Origin of the sequence: Rhizobium hidalgonense, assembly GCF_002914525.1 — a bacterium.
Classification (GTDB): Bacteria; Pseudomonadota; Alphaproteobacteria; order Rhizobiales; family Rhizobiaceae; genus Rhizobium; species Rhizobium hidalgonense.
Map to the genome: position 1 here is coordinate 48,042 of NZ_LODW01000011.1, position 16,710 is coordinate 64,751.

Annotated in this window: 14 protein-coding genes and 1 pseudogene; 7 read left to right on the forward strand and 8 right to left on the reverse strand. The window is 62.1% G+C overall.

Annotated features, from left to right (window positions below; all coding sequences use genetic code 11):
• Window positions 1–32 precede the first annotated feature (32 nt).
• From ATY29_RS00350 to ltnD, 5 genes are all read right to left on the reverse strand, one after another.
• Window positions 33–1,643: an ABC transporter substrate-binding protein gene (locus ATY29_RS00350; protein ID WP_097534520.1), complete on the reverse strand. Its 1,611-nt coding sequence runs from the start codon at window positions 1,641–1,643 to the stop codon at window positions 33–35.
• Window positions 1,644–1,706: 63 nt separating this feature from the next.
• Window positions 1,707–2,420 (reverse strand): HAD-IA family hydrolase, encoded by a 714-nt coding sequence (locus tag ATY29_RS00355; protein ID WP_097534522.1) that lies wholly within the window; start codon window positions 2,418–2,420, stop codon window positions 1,707–1,709.
• A 450-nt stretch (window positions 2,421–2,870) separates the two neighbouring features.
• The gene (otnK, locus tag ATY29_RS00360; protein WP_097534524.1) at window positions 2,871–4,151 is read right to left on the reverse strand and encodes a 3-oxo-tetronate kinase; all 1,281 of its coding nucleotides are present in this window, start codon (window positions 4,149–4,151) and stop codon (window positions 2,871–2,873) included.
• A gap of 3 nt (window positions 4,152–4,154) precedes the next feature.
• Window positions 4,155–4,931: a 2-oxo-tetronate isomerase gene (gene otnI / locus ATY29_RS00365; RefSeq protein WP_003572851.1), complete on the reverse strand. Its 777-nt coding sequence runs from the start codon at window positions 4,929–4,931 to the stop codon at window positions 4,155–4,157.
• A 15-nt stretch (window positions 4,932–4,946) separates the two neighbouring features.
• Window positions 4,947–5,888 (reverse strand): L-threonate dehydrogenase, encoded by a 942-nt coding sequence (ltnD, locus tag ATY29_RS00370; RefSeq protein ID WP_097534526.1) that lies wholly within the window; start codon window positions 5,886–5,888, stop codon window positions 4,947–4,949.
• Window positions 5,889–6,126: 238 nt separating this feature from the next.
• On the opposite strand from ltnD, the gene ATY29_RS00375 reads away from it, so the two are divergent.
• The gene (locus ATY29_RS00375) at window positions 6,127–7,125 is read left to right on the forward strand and encodes a LacI family DNA-binding transcriptional regulator (RefSeq protein ID WP_097534528.1); all 999 of its coding nucleotides are present in this window, start codon (window positions 6,127–6,129) and stop codon (window positions 7,123–7,125) included.
• 16 nt (window positions 7,126–7,141) lie between these two features.
• Window positions 7,142–7,810, forward strand: a complete 669-nt coding sequence (otnC, locus tag ATY29_RS00380; protein ID WP_097534530.1) for a 3-oxo-tetronate 4-phosphate decarboxylase — start codon at window positions 7,142–7,144, stop codon at window positions 7,808–7,810.
• Between the two features lie 62 nt (window positions 7,811–7,872).
• Here otnC and ATY29_RS00385 read toward each other — a convergent pair whose 3' ends face one another.
• Window positions 7,873–8,916, reverse strand: a complete 1,044-nt coding sequence (locus tag ATY29_RS00385; RefSeq protein WP_097534532.1) for a tartrate dehydrogenase — start codon at window positions 8,914–8,916, stop codon at window positions 7,873–7,875.
• 765 nt (window positions 8,917–9,681) lie between these two features.
• Between ATY29_RS00385 and ATY29_RS00395 the strand changes: the two genes are divergently transcribed.
• Window positions 9,682–9,903, forward strand: a complete 222-nt coding sequence (locus tag ATY29_RS00395) for a hypothetical protein (RefSeq protein ID WP_003572846.1) — start codon at window positions 9,682–9,684, stop codon at window positions 9,901–9,903.
• Between the two features lie 17 nt (window positions 9,904–9,920).
• On the opposite strand, the gene ATY29_RS00400 is transcribed toward ATY29_RS00395, so the two are convergent.
• A complete protein-coding gene (locus ATY29_RS00400) occupies window positions 9,921–10,232 on the reverse strand; it encodes a hypothetical protein (RefSeq protein WP_003572845.1) in 312 nt (103 codons plus the stop codon).
• 214 nt (window positions 10,233–10,446) lie between these two features.
• On the opposite strand from ATY29_RS00400, the gene ATY29_RS00405 reads away from it, so the two are divergent.
• The 4 genes from ATY29_RS00405 (at window position 10,447) to ATY29_RS00420 (ending at window position 13,393) form a co-directional block, all read left to right on the forward strand.
• Complete coding sequence (locus tag ATY29_RS00405; RefSeq protein ID WP_025418705.1) at window positions 10,447–10,902, forward strand: MarR family transcriptional regulator; 456 nt, start codon at window positions 10,447–10,449, stop codon at window positions 10,900–10,902.
• Window positions 10,903–10,997: 95 nt separating this feature from the next.
• Window positions 10,998–11,903 carry a LysR substrate-binding domain-containing protein gene (locus ATY29_RS00410; RefSeq protein WP_097534534.1) on the forward strand — a complete coding sequence of 302 codons (906 nt, stop codon included), beginning with the start codon at window positions 10,998–11,000 and terminating at the stop codon, window positions 11,901–11,903.
• 55 nt (window positions 11,904–11,958) lie between these two features.
• On the forward strand, window positions 11,959–13,089 hold the full coding sequence (locus ATY29_RS00415) for an HPP family protein (protein WP_097534536.1): 1,131 nt from the start codon (window positions 11,959–11,961) through the stop codon (window positions 13,087–13,089).
• 40 nt (window positions 13,090–13,129) lie between these two features.
• Window positions 13,130–13,393, forward strand: a complete 264-nt coding sequence (locus ATY29_RS00420; protein ID WP_097534538.1) for a DUF6522 family protein — start codon at window positions 13,130–13,132, stop codon at window positions 13,391–13,393.
• Window positions 13,394–13,480: 87 nt separating this feature from the next.
• Here the strand turns inward: ATY29_RS00420 and ydiJ are convergent.
• Window positions 13,481–16,524: pseudogene (gene ydiJ / locus ATY29_RS00425) on the reverse strand (D-2-hydroxyglutarate dehydrogenase YdiJ).
• Window positions 16,525–16,710: the final 186 nt, after the last annotated feature.

Below are 16,710 nucleotides of genomic sequence, written 5' to 3' on the forward strand. Positions count from 1 at the left end.
GCTTGGCTGCAGCCCCGGCTCCCTTCAATTTATCAGGCTTCGAGCCAGACGTATTCGGCAAAGGCGTATCCCATCTGACCGCCCAGCGGATTGGGCTCCAGACCCTTGAGCTTGGCGGCGGTGGCATCGACGTTCGAGAGATAGGCCGGGATGATGGTGCCGGCTTCGTTGGCAATCATCGCCTGCATCTCGTCGTAGATCGCCCTGCGCTTCTCCTGGTCGAGCGAGCCTCGCGCTTCGATCAGCATCTTGTCGAATTTCTCCGACTTGTATTGGCTCTCGTTCCAGGGAGCCTGAGAGGAGTAGAGCAGCGAGAACAGGATGTCCGGTGTCGGACGAGGATTGATATTGCCGAAGTGGATCGGCGCCTTGAGCCAGTAATTGTCCCAGTAGCCGTCGGAGGGAACGCGCTGGACATCGAGCTTCAGCCCGATCTCGGCGCCTGAAGCCTGGATGATCATCGCCATGTCGATCGAGGAGTTCGCCGCCTCGGAGGCGATCACCGGTATGGACTGACCGAGGACGCCCGCCTTGTCGAAATGGAACTTCGCCTTGTCGGGATCGAAGGCCCGCGGCTTCAGGTCGGCATTGCGGTAGACGTTGGCGGGGGAAACCGGCTGGTCATTGCCGATTTCACCGAGGCCGCGCAGGACCGACTTGACGATCTGCTCGCGGTTGACGAGGTACTTCATGCCCTCGACGAAGTCGCGCTTGCTGCCGGGATCCATGTCCAGCCGCATGTTGAGGTTGGTGTAGTTGCCCGAGGTGGTCTTCGACAGGAAGAAGCCGTCCCCCTGGGCCTCGACGAGGCGCATGGAGCGCGGATTGATCGAGGCCGCAAGATGGATGTCGCCCGACAGCAGCGCGTTGACGCGGGCATTGTCGTCGCTGATTGCGAAATATTCGAAGGAATCGACGTTCGGGCCGGATTTCCAATAGTTCTTGTTCTTGATTCCGACCGAACGAACGCCCGGCTCGAACACTTCCTTGACGAATGCGCCGGTGCCGTTGGCCTTGGTGAAATCGGTGGTGCCGTCCGAGACGATCATGAAGTGGTGCATCGACAGGATGGTGGGCAGGTCGGCATTGGGATCGGCAAGCGTTATCTCGACGGTCTGCTTGTCGACGGCCTTGAAGCCGGTCATCTGGGCGGCGATCTTGGCGACCTTCGAACCGACGGACGGGTCGAGATGGCGCTTCAGCGAGAAGACTACGTCGTCGGCGGTCAGCGGCTTGCCGTCGTGGAAGGTGACGCCTTTCTTCAGCTTGACCGTCCAGGTCTTTGCATCCTTGGATTCGATCGCTTCGGCAAGCTCCATCTGCGGCGTGCCTGATTTGTCGAGGAAGGTGAGGCGGTTATAGAAGGAGCAGCACCGGACATAGTCGGTGGAAAGCGACGCCTTGGCCGGGTCGAGTGTATCAGCTGTGGAGGACGACCAGCCGGCGGCCTTGAGCGTGCCGCCGGAGACGGGCGTCGCTGCCAGGGCCTTGCCGGCGCGGCCGAGCACGAGCCCGCCGGCGGAAATGGCCACGCCGCCCGCCAGCATCATATGCAGCAGCTCGCGACGGGTCGCGCCACGGCGGATGGCGGTTTCGATCATGGCGTCGTCGGAGTTGGTCCAGTTGGTAATCTTGCTGTTCATCTCATTCCCCTTTTCTTCTGTGGCAGGCTGCCCGTTTCGGGCAGGCCCGATCCGGTTTTAAAGTCAGGCGCGTGCAGCAGCCACGGCATCCGTAAGGCCTGCCATGGACGTGAAATGGTAATCGGGTTGGGTGAACTCTACCGGCTCGATCGTGCCGCCGTAGCCCTTCTGGGCATGGCGCCGCTCGATCCAGCAATTGGCGAGCCCCAGTTGCCTGGAAATCCCGATATCGTGGTACTGGCTCTGGGCGACATGCAGGATGTCGTCCTTCGAATGGCCTTCCGCGGCAATGTAGGCGAAGACCTTCTCGAAGAATGCGGGATCGGGTTTTTCGGTGCCCGTATCGTCGGCCGTGAAGGCGGCATAAAAGGGATTGCCGAGTTCTTTCTCGAACAAATCGAATGCCCAGCGGCGGGCATTGGTCATCGCAACAAGGCGATAATCCTTCGCAAGTCTGGCCAGCGCTGCGGCGCTGTCTGTAAAGCCCTTCCAGTTCTTCGCCGAGTCCCGCAGCCGTTCGCCATATTTTTGATCGGCGGGCAGGCCGAGCTTCGGCGCGATCGTGAGGTAGACGCGCACGAGGTCGTCGGGAAAGAGATCGGCATCCTCGGCGTAGCGGGCTGCGCGATAGAGGCTGAGCGCCTGCTCGCCGTCGACGGTCACTCCCGCCTCGGCGGCGATCTCGGCGAGGCAGGTTTTGAGGCCGCTCTCGAAGTCGATGAGCGTGCCGACGACATCGAATGTCATGTATTTGAATTCCGGAAGGCTCTTGCTCACGTGAATTCCCCAGTGTTCGGCTCCGGTGGAGCACGGTTTCTCGAAGAAGAATATTCTGTTCCCGCAGGCGAGATCGTTGTCCCGCTCTTCTATGGAAGGCCTCGCATTGCCGGGATCCGAGCCCTTCAGTGATTGTAGTGTGTCACCTGCACCGCGCCGGATTCTCCTGAAAGGCGTCATATGGCGGCACAAAATACTGAATCTGACCGTTTCGCGATATTCTGAGGTTTGCTTCACCCGCGCGCCGGTCCGTATTGTTCATCTTTTGTTCGGCGCAAGCCCCGCGCGCCTGACGATCACGTCTGCGGTTTCGGGGCGGTACGCGGCAGCGCATGGCAGAGACGCTATTGCCGAGGCGGGGATGACGAGGTTAAAGGCGGCGCGTTCAAGCGCCATGCTGACAGGGAGATCGGCGGTGGTCGCCGGCACTTCTGCCCAGCGGAAGATCGGTCAGTGCATCATCGCCAGCGCTGCCGCAAAGAAATCCTCGCCTCCGAAGTTTCCTGACTTCAACGCCAGAAGCATGTCGCCCTGGGCGTTGCCGACCGTGCGCAGCACCGGCACGCCGGGCGCAATCTCCGGGCCGATCAGAAATGCCGGAATGGAAAGCTTGTCGACCGCCGCCCCCGAAGTTTCTCCGCCTGCGACCACGAGGCGCCGCACACCTCTTGCCACCAGTTCGGCTGAAATAATCGACGTCGCGGTCTCGATTGCGTGGCCGGAGGCTTCCCGGCCGTAAAGGGATTGCAGCCGGGACACGGTTTCGGGTGCGGCGCTCGCGGCGACCACGACCGGACCGGCGGCGATGCGGTCTCCTGCCCAGGAAATCGCCGCGGCGATCTCATCCGCACCGGCAAGCAGTTTTTCCGGGTCGAGCCGCAGGACGGGCATTGACCGTTCGGCGACGTCGAGCTGGTGCAGCGTCGCTTTGGAGCAACTGCCGGCCACGATCGCTGAAAGCCCGCCCACCGGTCGGATAACATCCGCCGACGTTGAACCGCCGGACGATACCCGGCCGGAGCGGACGAAGGCGCGGGCAAGGCCGAGGCCGAGGCCGGACGCCCCTGTGGAGACCGGCGTTGCGAGGGCGATCTCGCCGAGCGTTTCCAGATGTCTCTCGAAAATCGCATCGGCGATAGCAGCAGTGACGCCTGCCGTCCGCAGGGCCTCGAGCCTTGCCTTGACGGCGCCCGGTCCGGCCGCGATGGCATTGAGATCGATAAGCCCGACGGCGCCATGCGATTGCCGGGCGAGAACCCGCACGAGATTGGCGTCGTGCATCGGATTGAGAGGGTGGTCCTTGAGCGGGCTTTCGTTCAACGGCTGTCCGCCGACGAAGAGATGGCCGAGATAGACCGTCCGTCCCGTTTCCGGAAATGCGGGTGTGACCAGCACGATGCCGCCGCCCGCGGCATCGCGCAATGCCTCGGTGACCGGTCCGATATTGCCGCCATCGGTGGAATCGAAGGTCGAGCAGATCTTATAAAATACGTGGCTCGCGCCGCGCTGGCGCAACCATTGCTCGGCGCTGGTGGCGGCGGCCACGGCGTCCGGCGCCGGGACGGAACGGATCTTCAGGGAGACGACCACGGCGTCGACGTCCGGTAGTGCCAGCGACGGATCAGGGATGCCGACCGTCTGCACCGTGCGCAGACCATTCTTCGTCAGCGTATTGGCGAGGTCCGACGCGCCCGTATAGTCGTCAGCGATTGATCCGAGCAAAATAGCCATCGCCTAGCTCCGTGCAAATGGTTTGAACCAGCCAAGGCCGTCCAGCGTCTTGCCGCGAGGCACATATTCGCAGCCGATGAAACCGTCGTAACCCAGGCAGTCGATTTCGCCGAACAGATAGGGATAATTCAGTTCCTCCCCATCCGGCTCGTTGCGTGACGGCACGCTGGCGATCTGGATATGGCCGGTGATCGGCAGCAGGCGCCGCAACGCCATGACGACGTCGCCATGGATGATCTGACGGTGATAGATGTCGAACTGCAGCTTCAGGTTCGGCAGACCGCATTCGGCGATCAACCGCTCGGCCGCGCCGAAATCGTTGAGGAAATATCCCGGCATGTTCCTCCCGTTGATCGGCTCGAGCAGGAGGTCGATTCCCTTTTCCGCAAGCCGCTGGGCCGTATAGGTGACGGAGCGCCGATAATGGGAGGAGGCGTCTTCGTCGTGACGGTCGGCGATGCCTGCCATCAGGTGCAATCGCCTGACGCCCGTCGCCGCCGCATAGTCCAGTGCCTTCTCGACATAAGTCTTCAGCGCATCGAACCGCCCGGGAAGAGCCGCGATGCCGCGCTCGCCTGCCGCCCAGTCGCCCGGCGGCAGGTTGAACAAGGCCTGCTGCAGATTGTTGCGGGCAAGCCGTTCGGCGATTGCCTCCGGCGTGGCTTCATAGGGAAAGAGGTATTCGACGGCGGCAAAGCCGGCATCGGCTGCGGCGTCGAAACGGTCGAGGAATGCCCATTCATTGAACATCATCGTCAGGTTGGCGGCGAAAACCGGCATGTCTAGCAATTCCTTTTACAGGCTGTGCGGTTCTTTGGCTGAACCGGGTAATTCAGCGCCGGAAAGCTTTGCATAGAGTCGCGCGAGCGAGGAATCGTCGTCCCGGCCCATGCCGGCGCCGGCGGCGGCCAGATACATTTGCAGCGCCGCTGCTGCCAGGGGCACAGGATAGCGCTCGGAGCGGGCCATGTCCTGGACGATGCCGAGATCCTTGACGAAAATCTCGATGCTGCTGAGTGGCGTATAATCTCCGGCCAGCACATGCGGCACGCGGTTTTCGAACATCCACGAATTGCCGGCCGAAGCGGTGATCACCTCAAAGACCTTGTCGAGATCGAGGCCCTGCTTGGCGGCAAAGGTGATCGCCTCGCAGGCTGCCGCGATGTGCACGCCGGCGAGAAGCTGGTTGATCATTTTGAAGGCCGCGCCCGTTCCGGCAGCGTCACCGAGTTCGTAAACTTTGCCGGCCATGGCGTCGAGACCCGGGCGCGCCCTGTCGAAGGCCTGGGTGGAGCCGGACGCCATGATCGTCAATTCGCCCAGCGCCGCCTTGGCCGCGCCGCCCGAAATCGGCGCGTCGAGATAATGCAGGCCGTGAGCATCCACCCTCTGCGCCAGATCCCGAGCGACGGCGGGGTCCATGGTTGCGGACGAGATGAAGACTGCGCCAGGTTTCATCGTGCTCGCAACACCTTCAGGCCCGAACAACACGGCCTCGGTCTGCGCGCCGTTGACGACGACGGAGACGACGATGTCGGCGTCCTTGGCGGCGTCGGCCGGGGTTGCAGCACCCCGTCCGCCGTCGGCGATGAAGCGGTCCACCGCCGCCGGCGTTATGTCATATCCAACGACATCGAGCCCTGCGCGCTTCATCGACCGGGCCATTCCGAGCCCCATTGAACCAAGACCTATGACGGCCGCGACGACAGCGCCCGGGTTTTCAGCAAATGGTGACATGAGGATGGGCTCCACTCTTGAAGTAAGGTGCCGTGCCGCTTCGCGACCCGGCGGCGCGCGACGCGGCACTATTTGGCAGCGCTGCCATTTTACTAATATATTTTGGCGGCGCTGCCAACAGCGGATTGGTAGCGCTGCCAAAAAGTCATTGCTTCTTAATGGCAGCAGTGAAAATAGTGACAGCGGAGCGGCGCACATACAGGTACGCACCCTGGAATTCTGGATCTCAAACGTGACTATGGAATTGAAACAGCAGGTGACAGTAACCCTTGCCGAGGTCGCGGAAGCGGCCGGCGTCGGTGAGAGCACGGTGTCGCGCGTGCTGCGCAATCACGGCTCGTTTTCCGGCAAGACGCGGGAGCGGGTAATGGCCGCCGTCGAGCGGCTGGGCTATGTGCCGAACCGGATCGCGGGGACGCTGGCCTCCACCGGATCGCGTCTCGTTGCCTTCGTCATTCCATCGCTGTCCAACATCGTCTTTCCCGATGTGCTGCGCGGCGCCAGCGCCGTTCTGGAGGAAAACCGGTATCAGGCGGTGTTCTCCGTCACCGACTATGATCCGGGCAAGGAGGAAGCGCTCGCCGCCGCGATGCTCGCCTGGCGGCCGGCGGCGGTCATGCTGGCCGGATACGAACATACCGACGGGACCGTGAAGATGCTGCGCGCCAGCGGATGCCGGGTCGTGGAACTGCTCGATCTGGACGGAGATGCACTCGATATCGCGGTCGGGTTCTCCAACCGCGCGGCCGGGCGGGAGAGCGCCGCCTTCCTGCTCAAACGGGGGTATCGCCGGATCGGCTATGTCGGTCACGACCTCAGCCGCGATACTCGCGCAGGCAAACGGTTTTCAAGCTTTTGCGAAACGCTCCAAGCCCATGGCGCGCCCCTCGTCGCCCGCGAAATTCTCGCCGGCGCTTCGTCCGTGGAAAACGGCAGGCTAGGACTGGAGCGACTGCTTGCCCAGACGCCGGATCTCGATGCGGTCTATTTCTCCAACGACGATATGGCGCTGGGCGGCTATTTTCACTGTCTGGCTGAGGGGATCTCTATCCCCTCGAAGCTCGCCATTTTCGGTTATAACGGCCTCGATATCGGCCGGGCAATGCCGCAGCCCTTATCGACCATCCGAACGCCGCGCGTGGCAACCGGACAAATCGCCGCGCAGTTGGTCGTCGCCAACGCGCCGCCCCAGGCCGTCGATCTCGGTTTCGAACTGATCGACGGCGCAACCGCGTAATTTTGGAGGAAATGTCATGTCCGACGCGCGCCAGCGTGAAGAAATCTGCCGATACGGCCGCTCGCTGTTCGAGCGCGGGCTGACGCCCGGTTCGTCGGGCAACATATCGTTGCGGCTTGACGACGGCGGCTGGCTGGTGACGCCGACCAACGCCTCGCTTGGTTTTCTCGATCCGGCACGGATCTCCAGGCTCGATGCCGAAGGCCGGCTTTTGTCCGGCGACAAGCCGACCAAGGAAATTCCGCTACATACCGCCCTCTACGACACACGCGGCGGCGCCCGCGCCATCGTCCATCTTCATTCTACCCACGCGGTGGCGCTGACCATGCTGCCGGAGATCGATCCGCGCGCCGCCCTGCCGCCGATGACGCCCTATTATCTCATGCGCGCCGGCGAAACCGCCTTGGTGCCGTATTACCGGCCCGGCGATCCGGCGGTGGCCGACGCCATCCGCGGGCTGGCAGGCAAGTATTCGTCGGTGCTTCTGGCCAACCATGGACCTGTCGTTGCCGGCGACAGCCTGGAGGCGGCGGTCTTTGCCACCGAGGAGCTGGAGGAAACGGCAAAACTCTATCTGCTGCTGCGCAACCTAAACCCGCGTTTCCTCAGCCCGGAGCAGGTGGCTGATCTCGTCGATACGTTCGGCCTCGACCTTCCATCCCATCACGAACACGACGACCATTGAACGGCCAGGGGTTCGGATTTAGTTCGGTGCCCGAACGGGCTCCGGCTTGTCGCCATCACGCTTTAATCGAGCGCCGAAAGCACCGATGCCGTGATGGCGTCTGTCTTATCCCTGCCGGGAATTGAGCCGATGCCGCGTGCCGTCGTCGCCTCGATTGCGGTCATCACCTTGCCGGCGGCAGCCGTTTCTCCCAGGTGCGCCAGCATCATTGCGCCCGACCAGATAGCGGCGATCGGGTTGGCGACGCCGAGGTGGGCGATATCCGGCGCCGAGCCGTGGACGGGCTCGAACATCGACGGCGCCGAGCGATCGGGATTGATGTTGGCGGAGGCCGCAAAGCCGAGCCCGCCCTGGATGGCGGCGCCGAGATCGGTCAGGATGTCGCCGAACAGGTTGGAGGCGACGACGACATCGAGGCTCTCCGGCGCCATGACCATCCGGGCGGCCATGGCGTCGATATGGTAGCTGGTCACCTCGACATCAGGATATTCTGCCGAAAGCCTCTCCGTGATCTCGTCCCAGAAAACCATCGAGTATTTCTGCGCATTGGACTTTGTCACCGAGGCAAGCTTGCCGCGTCGCGCCCGTGCTTGTTCGAAACCGAAACGCAGGATGCGTTCGACCCCCTTGCGGGTAAAGATCGAGGTCTCCACAGCCACCTCGCTGTCGGTGCCCTGGTGGACGCGGCCGCCGGCGCCGGAATATTCGCCTTCGGTATTTTCACGAATGCAGAGGATGTCGAAATTCTCCGAGCGCAACGGTCCCTGCACACCCGGCAGCAACCGGTGCGGGCGGATATTGGCATATTGCACGAAAGCTTTGCGGATCGGCAGCAGAAGTCCGTGCAGCGACACGGAATCGGGCACTTTGCGAGGCCACCCGACGGCGCCGAGCAGAATGGCGTCGAAGGAACGCAGCGTTTCGATGCCATTGCCGGGCATCATGCTGCCGTTCTCCAGAAAGTAGTCGCACGACCAGGGATAGCTTGTTGTCGCAAGCGAAAATCCGTTTCGAGCAGCCGCCTTTTCGAGCACGGACTTGGCTGCCTCCGTGACATCGCGGCCAATGCCGTCACCGGGCAGAAGGGCGATCTTATAGGTCTTCATGGCAGGTCCTCTCAAGGCTGATCAGCACACGCTTGCTTTGCGGGTAGGCGGGATAGGCTTCGCAATCGGGATCCTTGCTGATCCCGGACTGCGTGTTGCGCCGCGCGGCCATGACTTTAGAGGACGGGTCAGGCTTTATTTGCCGAAGGCGGCGGGGATTTGGTCGATTGTTGCGTTTGGGCCGGCATCACCAGTGAATTCTATCGTGCGATCTGTCGTGGCCGGGGCTGATCGCAACCTGGCAGAAATGCGCAGGCGGGCGAAGGTTTCGGCAGGGGAGCGCCGGATCGATGGAATTGATTGAGCGGAATCCTTGAATTGCTGCGAGGTTCAAGCGTCGGGATAGACGGGCGTGGAGACCAGAGCCTGTCGGCGTTCGGATTCGGGCCGGAACAAGCGGTATTGCCAGAAGCCGTCCGGGGATTGCCGCCGGTATACGGTCTCAAGCCAGAATAAGGTGTCATCGATCGGCAAGACCGGATGTCAGGCATATCATTCGGACCACTTTGCCGCCTGTTTGCTCGCCATGACCATCGCTCATCGGTGTGTTCCTCAATAGAGAATAACAATGAAATTGCAGTCTTCAATGGAGATTGGTTTCCCGCGTCGCGTGGAAAATTCCTAGGCTGCGTCGTTAGCGTCTGGGCTTCCGAGCGGATGAGGGGTCGTTGTGTCGGCCTCCCTAAAGGAGCTCGGCAACATCTCTTGAAAATATATCGTACTACGATATATTAAATCGATATCGGTCGTTGAGGAGTGAGCTTCATGGAAAGCCGATTGCATCCCGCATTGGACCGGCCCTCGCCTTATCCCGCTGATGAGGCGTTCGAAAAATTCAGGCAAAGGGTTCGAACCCTGCTTGATAGTGGAGAAGCTGGCCGCTGGGAGCTTTTGCGAGCGGAGTGGCTGTATGATGTGGCCTTGCTCACCAATGATTTTCGTCTTTGGATGCAGCATCTCGACAGGGGCTTCGATACCGCCAAATAGCTTGTGTTCGATTTGGCTCAGGTGATCGAGCGCAGGCCAAGATAGGCCGCAAGGCTGATGGCGGACAGAGCGATCGTCAGCTTGGGTCTGCCATCGTCGAACATCGCCGCCAGCAACAGGCCGAGCAGCAGGATGGCGGATTTCGCCCAGAGCTCCTGATCGGAGACGGTGAAGGCGAGCGCTGCCAGAAAGACGGCGCTTGCGACGACCGTCACGGGCGCAGACTTTTCGGCGAGGTCGCCGCCCGGGAAATAGGGGAGAAGAAAGCGCCGCATGCTCAGGCCGGAAGCGATACTGAGAAGAAGACAGGTCAAGACAAGATGCAACATGGGTCGGCGCCGATCGATCTGCAGATGGAATTGTTGATGCAAACCCCGTGCCAGGCTCAAACGCTTGAAATGCCATGCGATGGAGACGATGCCGCGGCCTGCCTGGCTATTTCCGCGGCGTCGCGATCCTTTTTTCGGCAACCGCTCGGTTCGGTCAAGCAAACCGAAACACATCGCGATACGGACGTAAAACACGGCAAAAGCTGGAGGCGACATGGCGATGAAGCAGCAGGAGCATCTTCATGACGGAGATTACGAAGCATTGGCCAACTTGCGCTATCGCATTCGCCGGTTCCGGCAATTCAGCGCCAAGGAGGCACACAGGCTCGGCCTTACGCCGCCACAGCATCAGGCGCTGCTTGCGATAAAGGGGCAGCCGGCCGGCAAGAAGATGAGCGCGCGGACGTTGGCCGAGCGCCTGCTTATGGACAGGAAGGCGGCGGATGGCCTCGTTCAAGAGCTCATCGACAAGGCTTATATCGAGGTAGGCCCGGCGGCAGCAGAGCCCGGCAAGCAGTTCATTCGTCTGACGCACAAGGCTGAGGGTGTGCTCGACCGGCTGGCGAGCGCCCATCTGTTCGAGATCCGCAAGATGGCGCCTGAACTGATGCAGGCGCTTCGCGTCCTGCAGGATCGCCAGAACATGCAACGTATCGCCTGGATGCAATGACATGCAATTTCGATGCTGAAACCGGCTTGAGCTGCAGCGATGATTTTTATATAGAGAATTATCTTTCGCCATAATTCCGGAAACGAGATCTTTTATTGGACCTTTCGTCGATCGAAATATTCCTCGCTGTTGCCAGTGACCGCAGCGTTACCAAAGCTGCCAAGGCGGTCGGACGGGTGCCGTCGAATGTGACGACGCGCGTCCAGCAGCTGGAGGAGGATCTCGGCGTTTCCCTCTTCAGCCGTGACGGCAAGAAGATGACATTGACCCGGGAGGGCGAGACGTTCCTTGCCTACGCCAACCGGCTGACGGCGCTTGCGCTCGAAGCGCGCCAGGCCGTGCGGCCGCTGGCCCCATCGGGAACGTTGCGCGTCGGCACGATGGAAAGTACGGCCGCCAGCAGGCTGCCGGCGGCACTGACGCAATTCAACCGGATGTGGCCTGATGTGGCCCTTCATCTGACGATGGGCGCATCCCGCGATCTCGCCCGCGCCGTCGTGAGCGATACACTGGATTGTGCGCTGATTGCCCGTCCGCCGAAAACGATGCGCGGGGAAGACGCGGGGTTCGAGGCCGAGCTCAAGGTGCTGGAGATGGAGCCGGTCTTTGTCGAAGACCTGTTGATCGTGTTGCCGGCTGGGCATCCCGCGATCAAATCCGCTGCCGACCTTCGTGTCGGGTCGATCGCCGCGTTGGAACCCGGCTGCACCTATCGAAGGATCGCCGAAAACTGGGCGCGCGCATCGAGCGCTTTGCCGACGAGCGAGCATGGCTCTTATCATGCGATTCTGGCGAGTGTCGCGACCGGCAATACCGCCGGCGTCATGCCGAGATCCGTGCTCGACCTCATGCCCTGGCCGGCATCCGTCCAGACCCATCAACTGGGACCTGTCGAAACGCTGCTGGTCTACCGCAAGAACGATCGCCCCAGCGCATTCAACGCCTTCCACGAGGTCCTCAGCGCGACAAGAGGCAGAGATATCAGGCTTGCCGCAAACTAGTCCGCAGCTCTTCCCCCAGTCCGCCAGATAATCCTCGTTCAAAATTGGTCTTGTCATGCAGTATCCTGTTTCCCCGAAGGTGGGGCCGAGCCGCTTCCGCCGCTTCCGTCTGTTTTCACCGATTCTGGCCGGCGCGACCTTGCGGGAGCGGTTGATCGCGTGTCTCGGCGCCTTGGTGGCCATCGGCCTCACCGGCGTCATCAGCGGTTATCTTTTCGGGCAGGGACCGCATCTTCCCTTGATCGTCGCGCCGATGGGCGCCTCTGCGGTGCTTCTTTTCGCGGTGCCGGCCAGCCCGCTTGCGCAGCCGTGGTCGATCATCGGCGGCAATACGATTTCCGCGCTAATGGGTATCATTGCCGCCTATTTCATCCGCGACCCGATCATCGCGACCGGTGTCGGCGTGTCGCTTGCCATCGGCGCGATGTCTTTCACGCGCTGTCTTCATCCGCCGGGAGGCGCCGCAGCACTGACCGCCGTCCTCGGCGGTCCTGTCGTCGCCGGCTGGGGCTTCCTTTTTCCCTTCGTGCCGGTTGCCTTGAACTCCTGCATTCTCGTCGGCCTCGGCCTGCTGTTCCACAAGCTTTCCAGGCGGAACTATCCGCACGTGGTTCCGAAAGCGGCCGAGAACACCCATCGCACGATCGACCTGCCGTCCGCGGTGCGGGTGGGTTTCCGCGAGGAGGATGTCGATGCCGCCCTTGCAGCGCTCGACGAAACCTTCGATATCGATCGCGCCGATCTCGGCCGGCTGCTGCAGCAGGTCGAGCTGCAGGCGGCCATCCGCTCGAACGGCAAGATCAACTGCGCCGATATCATGTCGCGCGACGTGATTGCCGTTAGCGAGGCCGCAGAACCGGAGGCTGCACGGCAGCTGCTGTTGAAGCACAATATCCGGACGCTGCCGGTCAAGGATCCGGAAGGCCGCCTCATCGGCAGCATCGGCTTGCGGGAATTGTCGACCAGCATCGATACGATCGCAGGCGCAATTTCAAAACCGGCAGTGGCAAGGCCTTCGGATGCGGCTCTGTCGCTGCTGCCTGTTCTGACGGACGGGCGCACGCATGCCGTCATCATTGTCGATGATGACTACCGGATCCTCGGCCTCATCTCGCAGACCGATCTTCTGAGCGCCGTGGCGCGGCTGCTGCCGAACGACAGCGCCCCGATCTCGGCCGCTGCTTGAGCGGTGGTGGTGGATTGTCAAGCAGAGGGAGAATGAGCCGGTGTTGATCGAACGCGATCCGAATGGGGACTTTATCCTCGACTCAGCCGAACTGGCGAAACGGTTCGGGTTGTCGCTGGCCGACCTGCGCCGTCACATGCGGCATGGCTCCCTCGTCAGCAGCGTGGAAATCGGCACTGCTGAACACGAGGGTACCAAGCGGGTGTCGCTTCGGCTCGGCAACAGGCTTTGGCGCGCGGTGCTGAATGATGACAATGAGGTGCAGCACGAGCAGATGACCGTACTTCGGGGAAAATCAGCCTGACGGCACTCGGCTGAGATCATCGTCATCGAGTTGTCGTGAGCGCTTCGCGCTGAGCAACTCCGTACTCTGCGAGGTGCGGAAACGCCCCTATTGCGGGACGGCCGGCTTTTCAACAATGATCCGATCGATGACCTGAAACGGATGTGGAATGCGCTTGCCGTCGATTTCCTTTACCTGGGAGCGACAGGAATATCCTGTTGCCATGAGGACATCGCCGTCGCTGGCCGCATCGAGTTCAGGTTTCCAGCTCATCGCATAGAGGCGCTCGGAAATCGGCCGGTTGCGGGTCTCGTGACCGAAAGTGCCGGCCATCCCGCAGCAGCCGGTTTGCGCCGTCTGAAGATCGATGCCGAGGCTCTCAAACACTTTTTGCCATTGTGCGACGGAGGCCGGCGCATTGGTGCGTTCGGTGCAATGGGCCATCAAGCGGAAGCTTTTGCCTTCGGCAGTTGAAGACGAGGCGGCGAGCCGGTCGAGGTTGGCGGCCAGCCATTCCTGAGGGAGCAGGACAGTCGCCTTCGATATCCCCTTATATTCACTGCGAAAAGCGAGCGTCATCGACGGATCGAGCCCGACGAGCGTCACGCCGGTCTTATCCAGTCGCTCGAGATAGCGCGCTGTCCGCTTGGCCGCTGCCTCGAAACGTCCGAGATAACCATGAACATGCAGGGCTTTGCCATTGGTATGGGAGGCTGCAAGGAAGGGCGTGAGCCCGATTTTCCTGGCGAGCTCAATGGCGGCGAGCGCAACGTCCGGATCGAAATAGGCGGTGAAGGCGTCGGCGACGAAGACGACGCTGCGCTGCCGTTCTGGCGGCGACAAAGCTTCGATCGTTTGAGCGGTCGCAAGCGGCACGCCGAGGCGGGCGGCTTCCTTCGCGAGCGATATCCGCGGCAGATGCGGCAGGGAGGTCAGTCCGGCGATACCCATCATCGTCCTGCCAGCGCGCGTGCCCACGACGAGATTATAGGCAGGCCGGATGCGCCGGACCAGCGGCAGGGTGGTTTCGATCGCCGCGACCAGCGGATCCTTCAGCGGGCGGAGGTAGCGTACGTAGTAGAGTTCGAGGAATTTCGAGCGGAAGGCCGGCACGCTGACCTTCACCGGACACTGCCCCGCGCAGGCCTTGCAGGCCAGGCACGTGTCCATCGCCGCATGCACCTCGTGGGAAAAATCGTCCCGATTTGCCGGGTTCAGCGAGTTGAAGGCGCGCCGCGCGAGGCTTGCGAGCGGAATGCTCCGCCGCAGGCGTGTCGCCTCGTCGCGGGGATCGATGCCTTTCTCGGCAAGCAACCTCAGCCATTCCCGCATCAGCGCGGCGCGGCCCTTGGGCGAAAAACGCCGGTCGCGTGTCGCCTTGAAGGACGGACACATCGGGCTCGTTTCGTCGAAGTCGAAACAGGCGCCGTTGCCGTTGCAATAGGCGGCATTGTCGAAGGCGGAGCGGATCTCGTTGCCGATGATGCGGTCGGTCGCCCCGCGCAACGGAACATCGTCGATCTTCGTCAGCACTTCCGCGGCAGGGGTTGCGATCTTGCCCGGATTGAGCCGGTTCTCCGGATCGAAGGCCCGCTTGATCTCCTGCAGGCTGGGATAAAGATCGCCGAAAAACTCCGGCACATATTCCGAACGCACGCCCTTGCCGTGCTCTCCCCAGAGCACGCCGCCATATTTGCGGGTGAGCGCCACGACGGCGTCACTGACCTCCCGAACCAGCCTGATGTGGTCGTCGAGAGTGAGGTCGAGCGCCGGCCGCACATGCAGGACGCCGGCATCGACATGGCCGAACATGCCGTAGGAAAGCCCCGCGCCGTCGAGAAGCGCGCGGAATTCGCTTATATAGGCCGCCAGGTTTTCCGGCGGCACGGCCGTATCCTCGACGAAAGCAACCGGCCTGACCGGCCCTTCCACATTTCCGAGCAGGCCGACCGCCCGCTTGCGCATCGACCAGATCGCTTCGACATCGGCATGACCCCGGGCGATCGTATAACCGGCATGGCGCGCATTCGCGCCCATATCGAGGGCGGCGGTCACGTCCGCGAGCTTGCGTTCGAGCTCCTCTTCATTATCGGCGAGCACTTCGGCGATATTGATGCCGTTGGTCGCTCCACTCGCATCGTCCGGAAAGAAGCGAGCAATGCCGGTCCAGACGATATCGCCTCTGGCGAGGCCGAGAACTTTCTCATCGACCGTTTCCACCGAGGCGACGTTCAGCGCCACGAGGTTGCGGGCGTCCTCCAGGGCGGTGTTGAAGTCGCCGTAGCGAATGTTGATCAGCGCCGCATGGGCGGGGATCGGCAGAAGGTTGAGTTCGGCTTCGGCGATCATCGCCAGCGTTCCCTCCGAGCCGCAGAGAACGGCGTTGAGGTCGAAGCGTCCGTCGGCGCGCCTGATATGGGCGAGGTCGTAACCAGTCATGTAGCGGTTGAGCTTCGGGAAGATTTCGGCGATCCGCTCGTGGTTTTCCCGGACGATGCGTTCGACCGTTCTGTGGATTTCGCCAATGCGGCTCTCTCGTGCGGCGATCTCCTCGAACGCCTCAGCGTCGAGCGGGCGCGACCAGAAGTCGGACCCGTCCAGAATCACGATGCGCAATCCGAGGACGTGGTTGCTGGTCTTGCCGTAAAGGCAGGAACCCTGGCCGCAGGCGTCGGTAGAGATCATGCCGCCGATGGTAGCGCGGTTGGAGGTCGAGAGTTCGGGGGCGAAAAACAGACCGTAGGGCTTCAGCGCCCGGTTCAGCTGATCCTTGACGACGCCCGCCTGGACGCGCGCGACCCTCCGGACGGGGTCGATTTCGAGAATGGACGTCATATGCCGCGAACAGTCCACCACCACGCCCGATGTCAGGGATTGGCCGTTGGTGCCGGTGCCGCCGCCCCGCGGCGCAATGCTGATTCCCCGAAAGGCCGGTTCCGACAGTACGGCTGCCACCATCTGTAGGTCTTCGATGCCACGCGGAAAAACGACGCCGGCCGGCTCGACCTGGTAGATGGAATTGTCGGTCGAAAACACGGTCCGGCTTGCCGCGCCAGTCTCGATGTCACCGTCGAAACCCGCCTCGATCAGCCGCAGGAAGAAATCCGCGGGGGGAAGGGGATAGCGGCGTTCGGCTGGAGGCGTGGAATCATTCTCCAGGAATGGGCCAAAGATCAGACCCTTGTCAATTCTGTGGCATCCGCCGGACCCGCGAGGGATCGCGCAAGGGAGTTCGAATTCCTGCCTGAGCCAACGCGCGGCCGAGCCGGTCGAAATGGCGATATGAAATGTCTGACGGACGATATGGGGCGCGCGGCTGCCGAGGCGCCGTCTCGCCC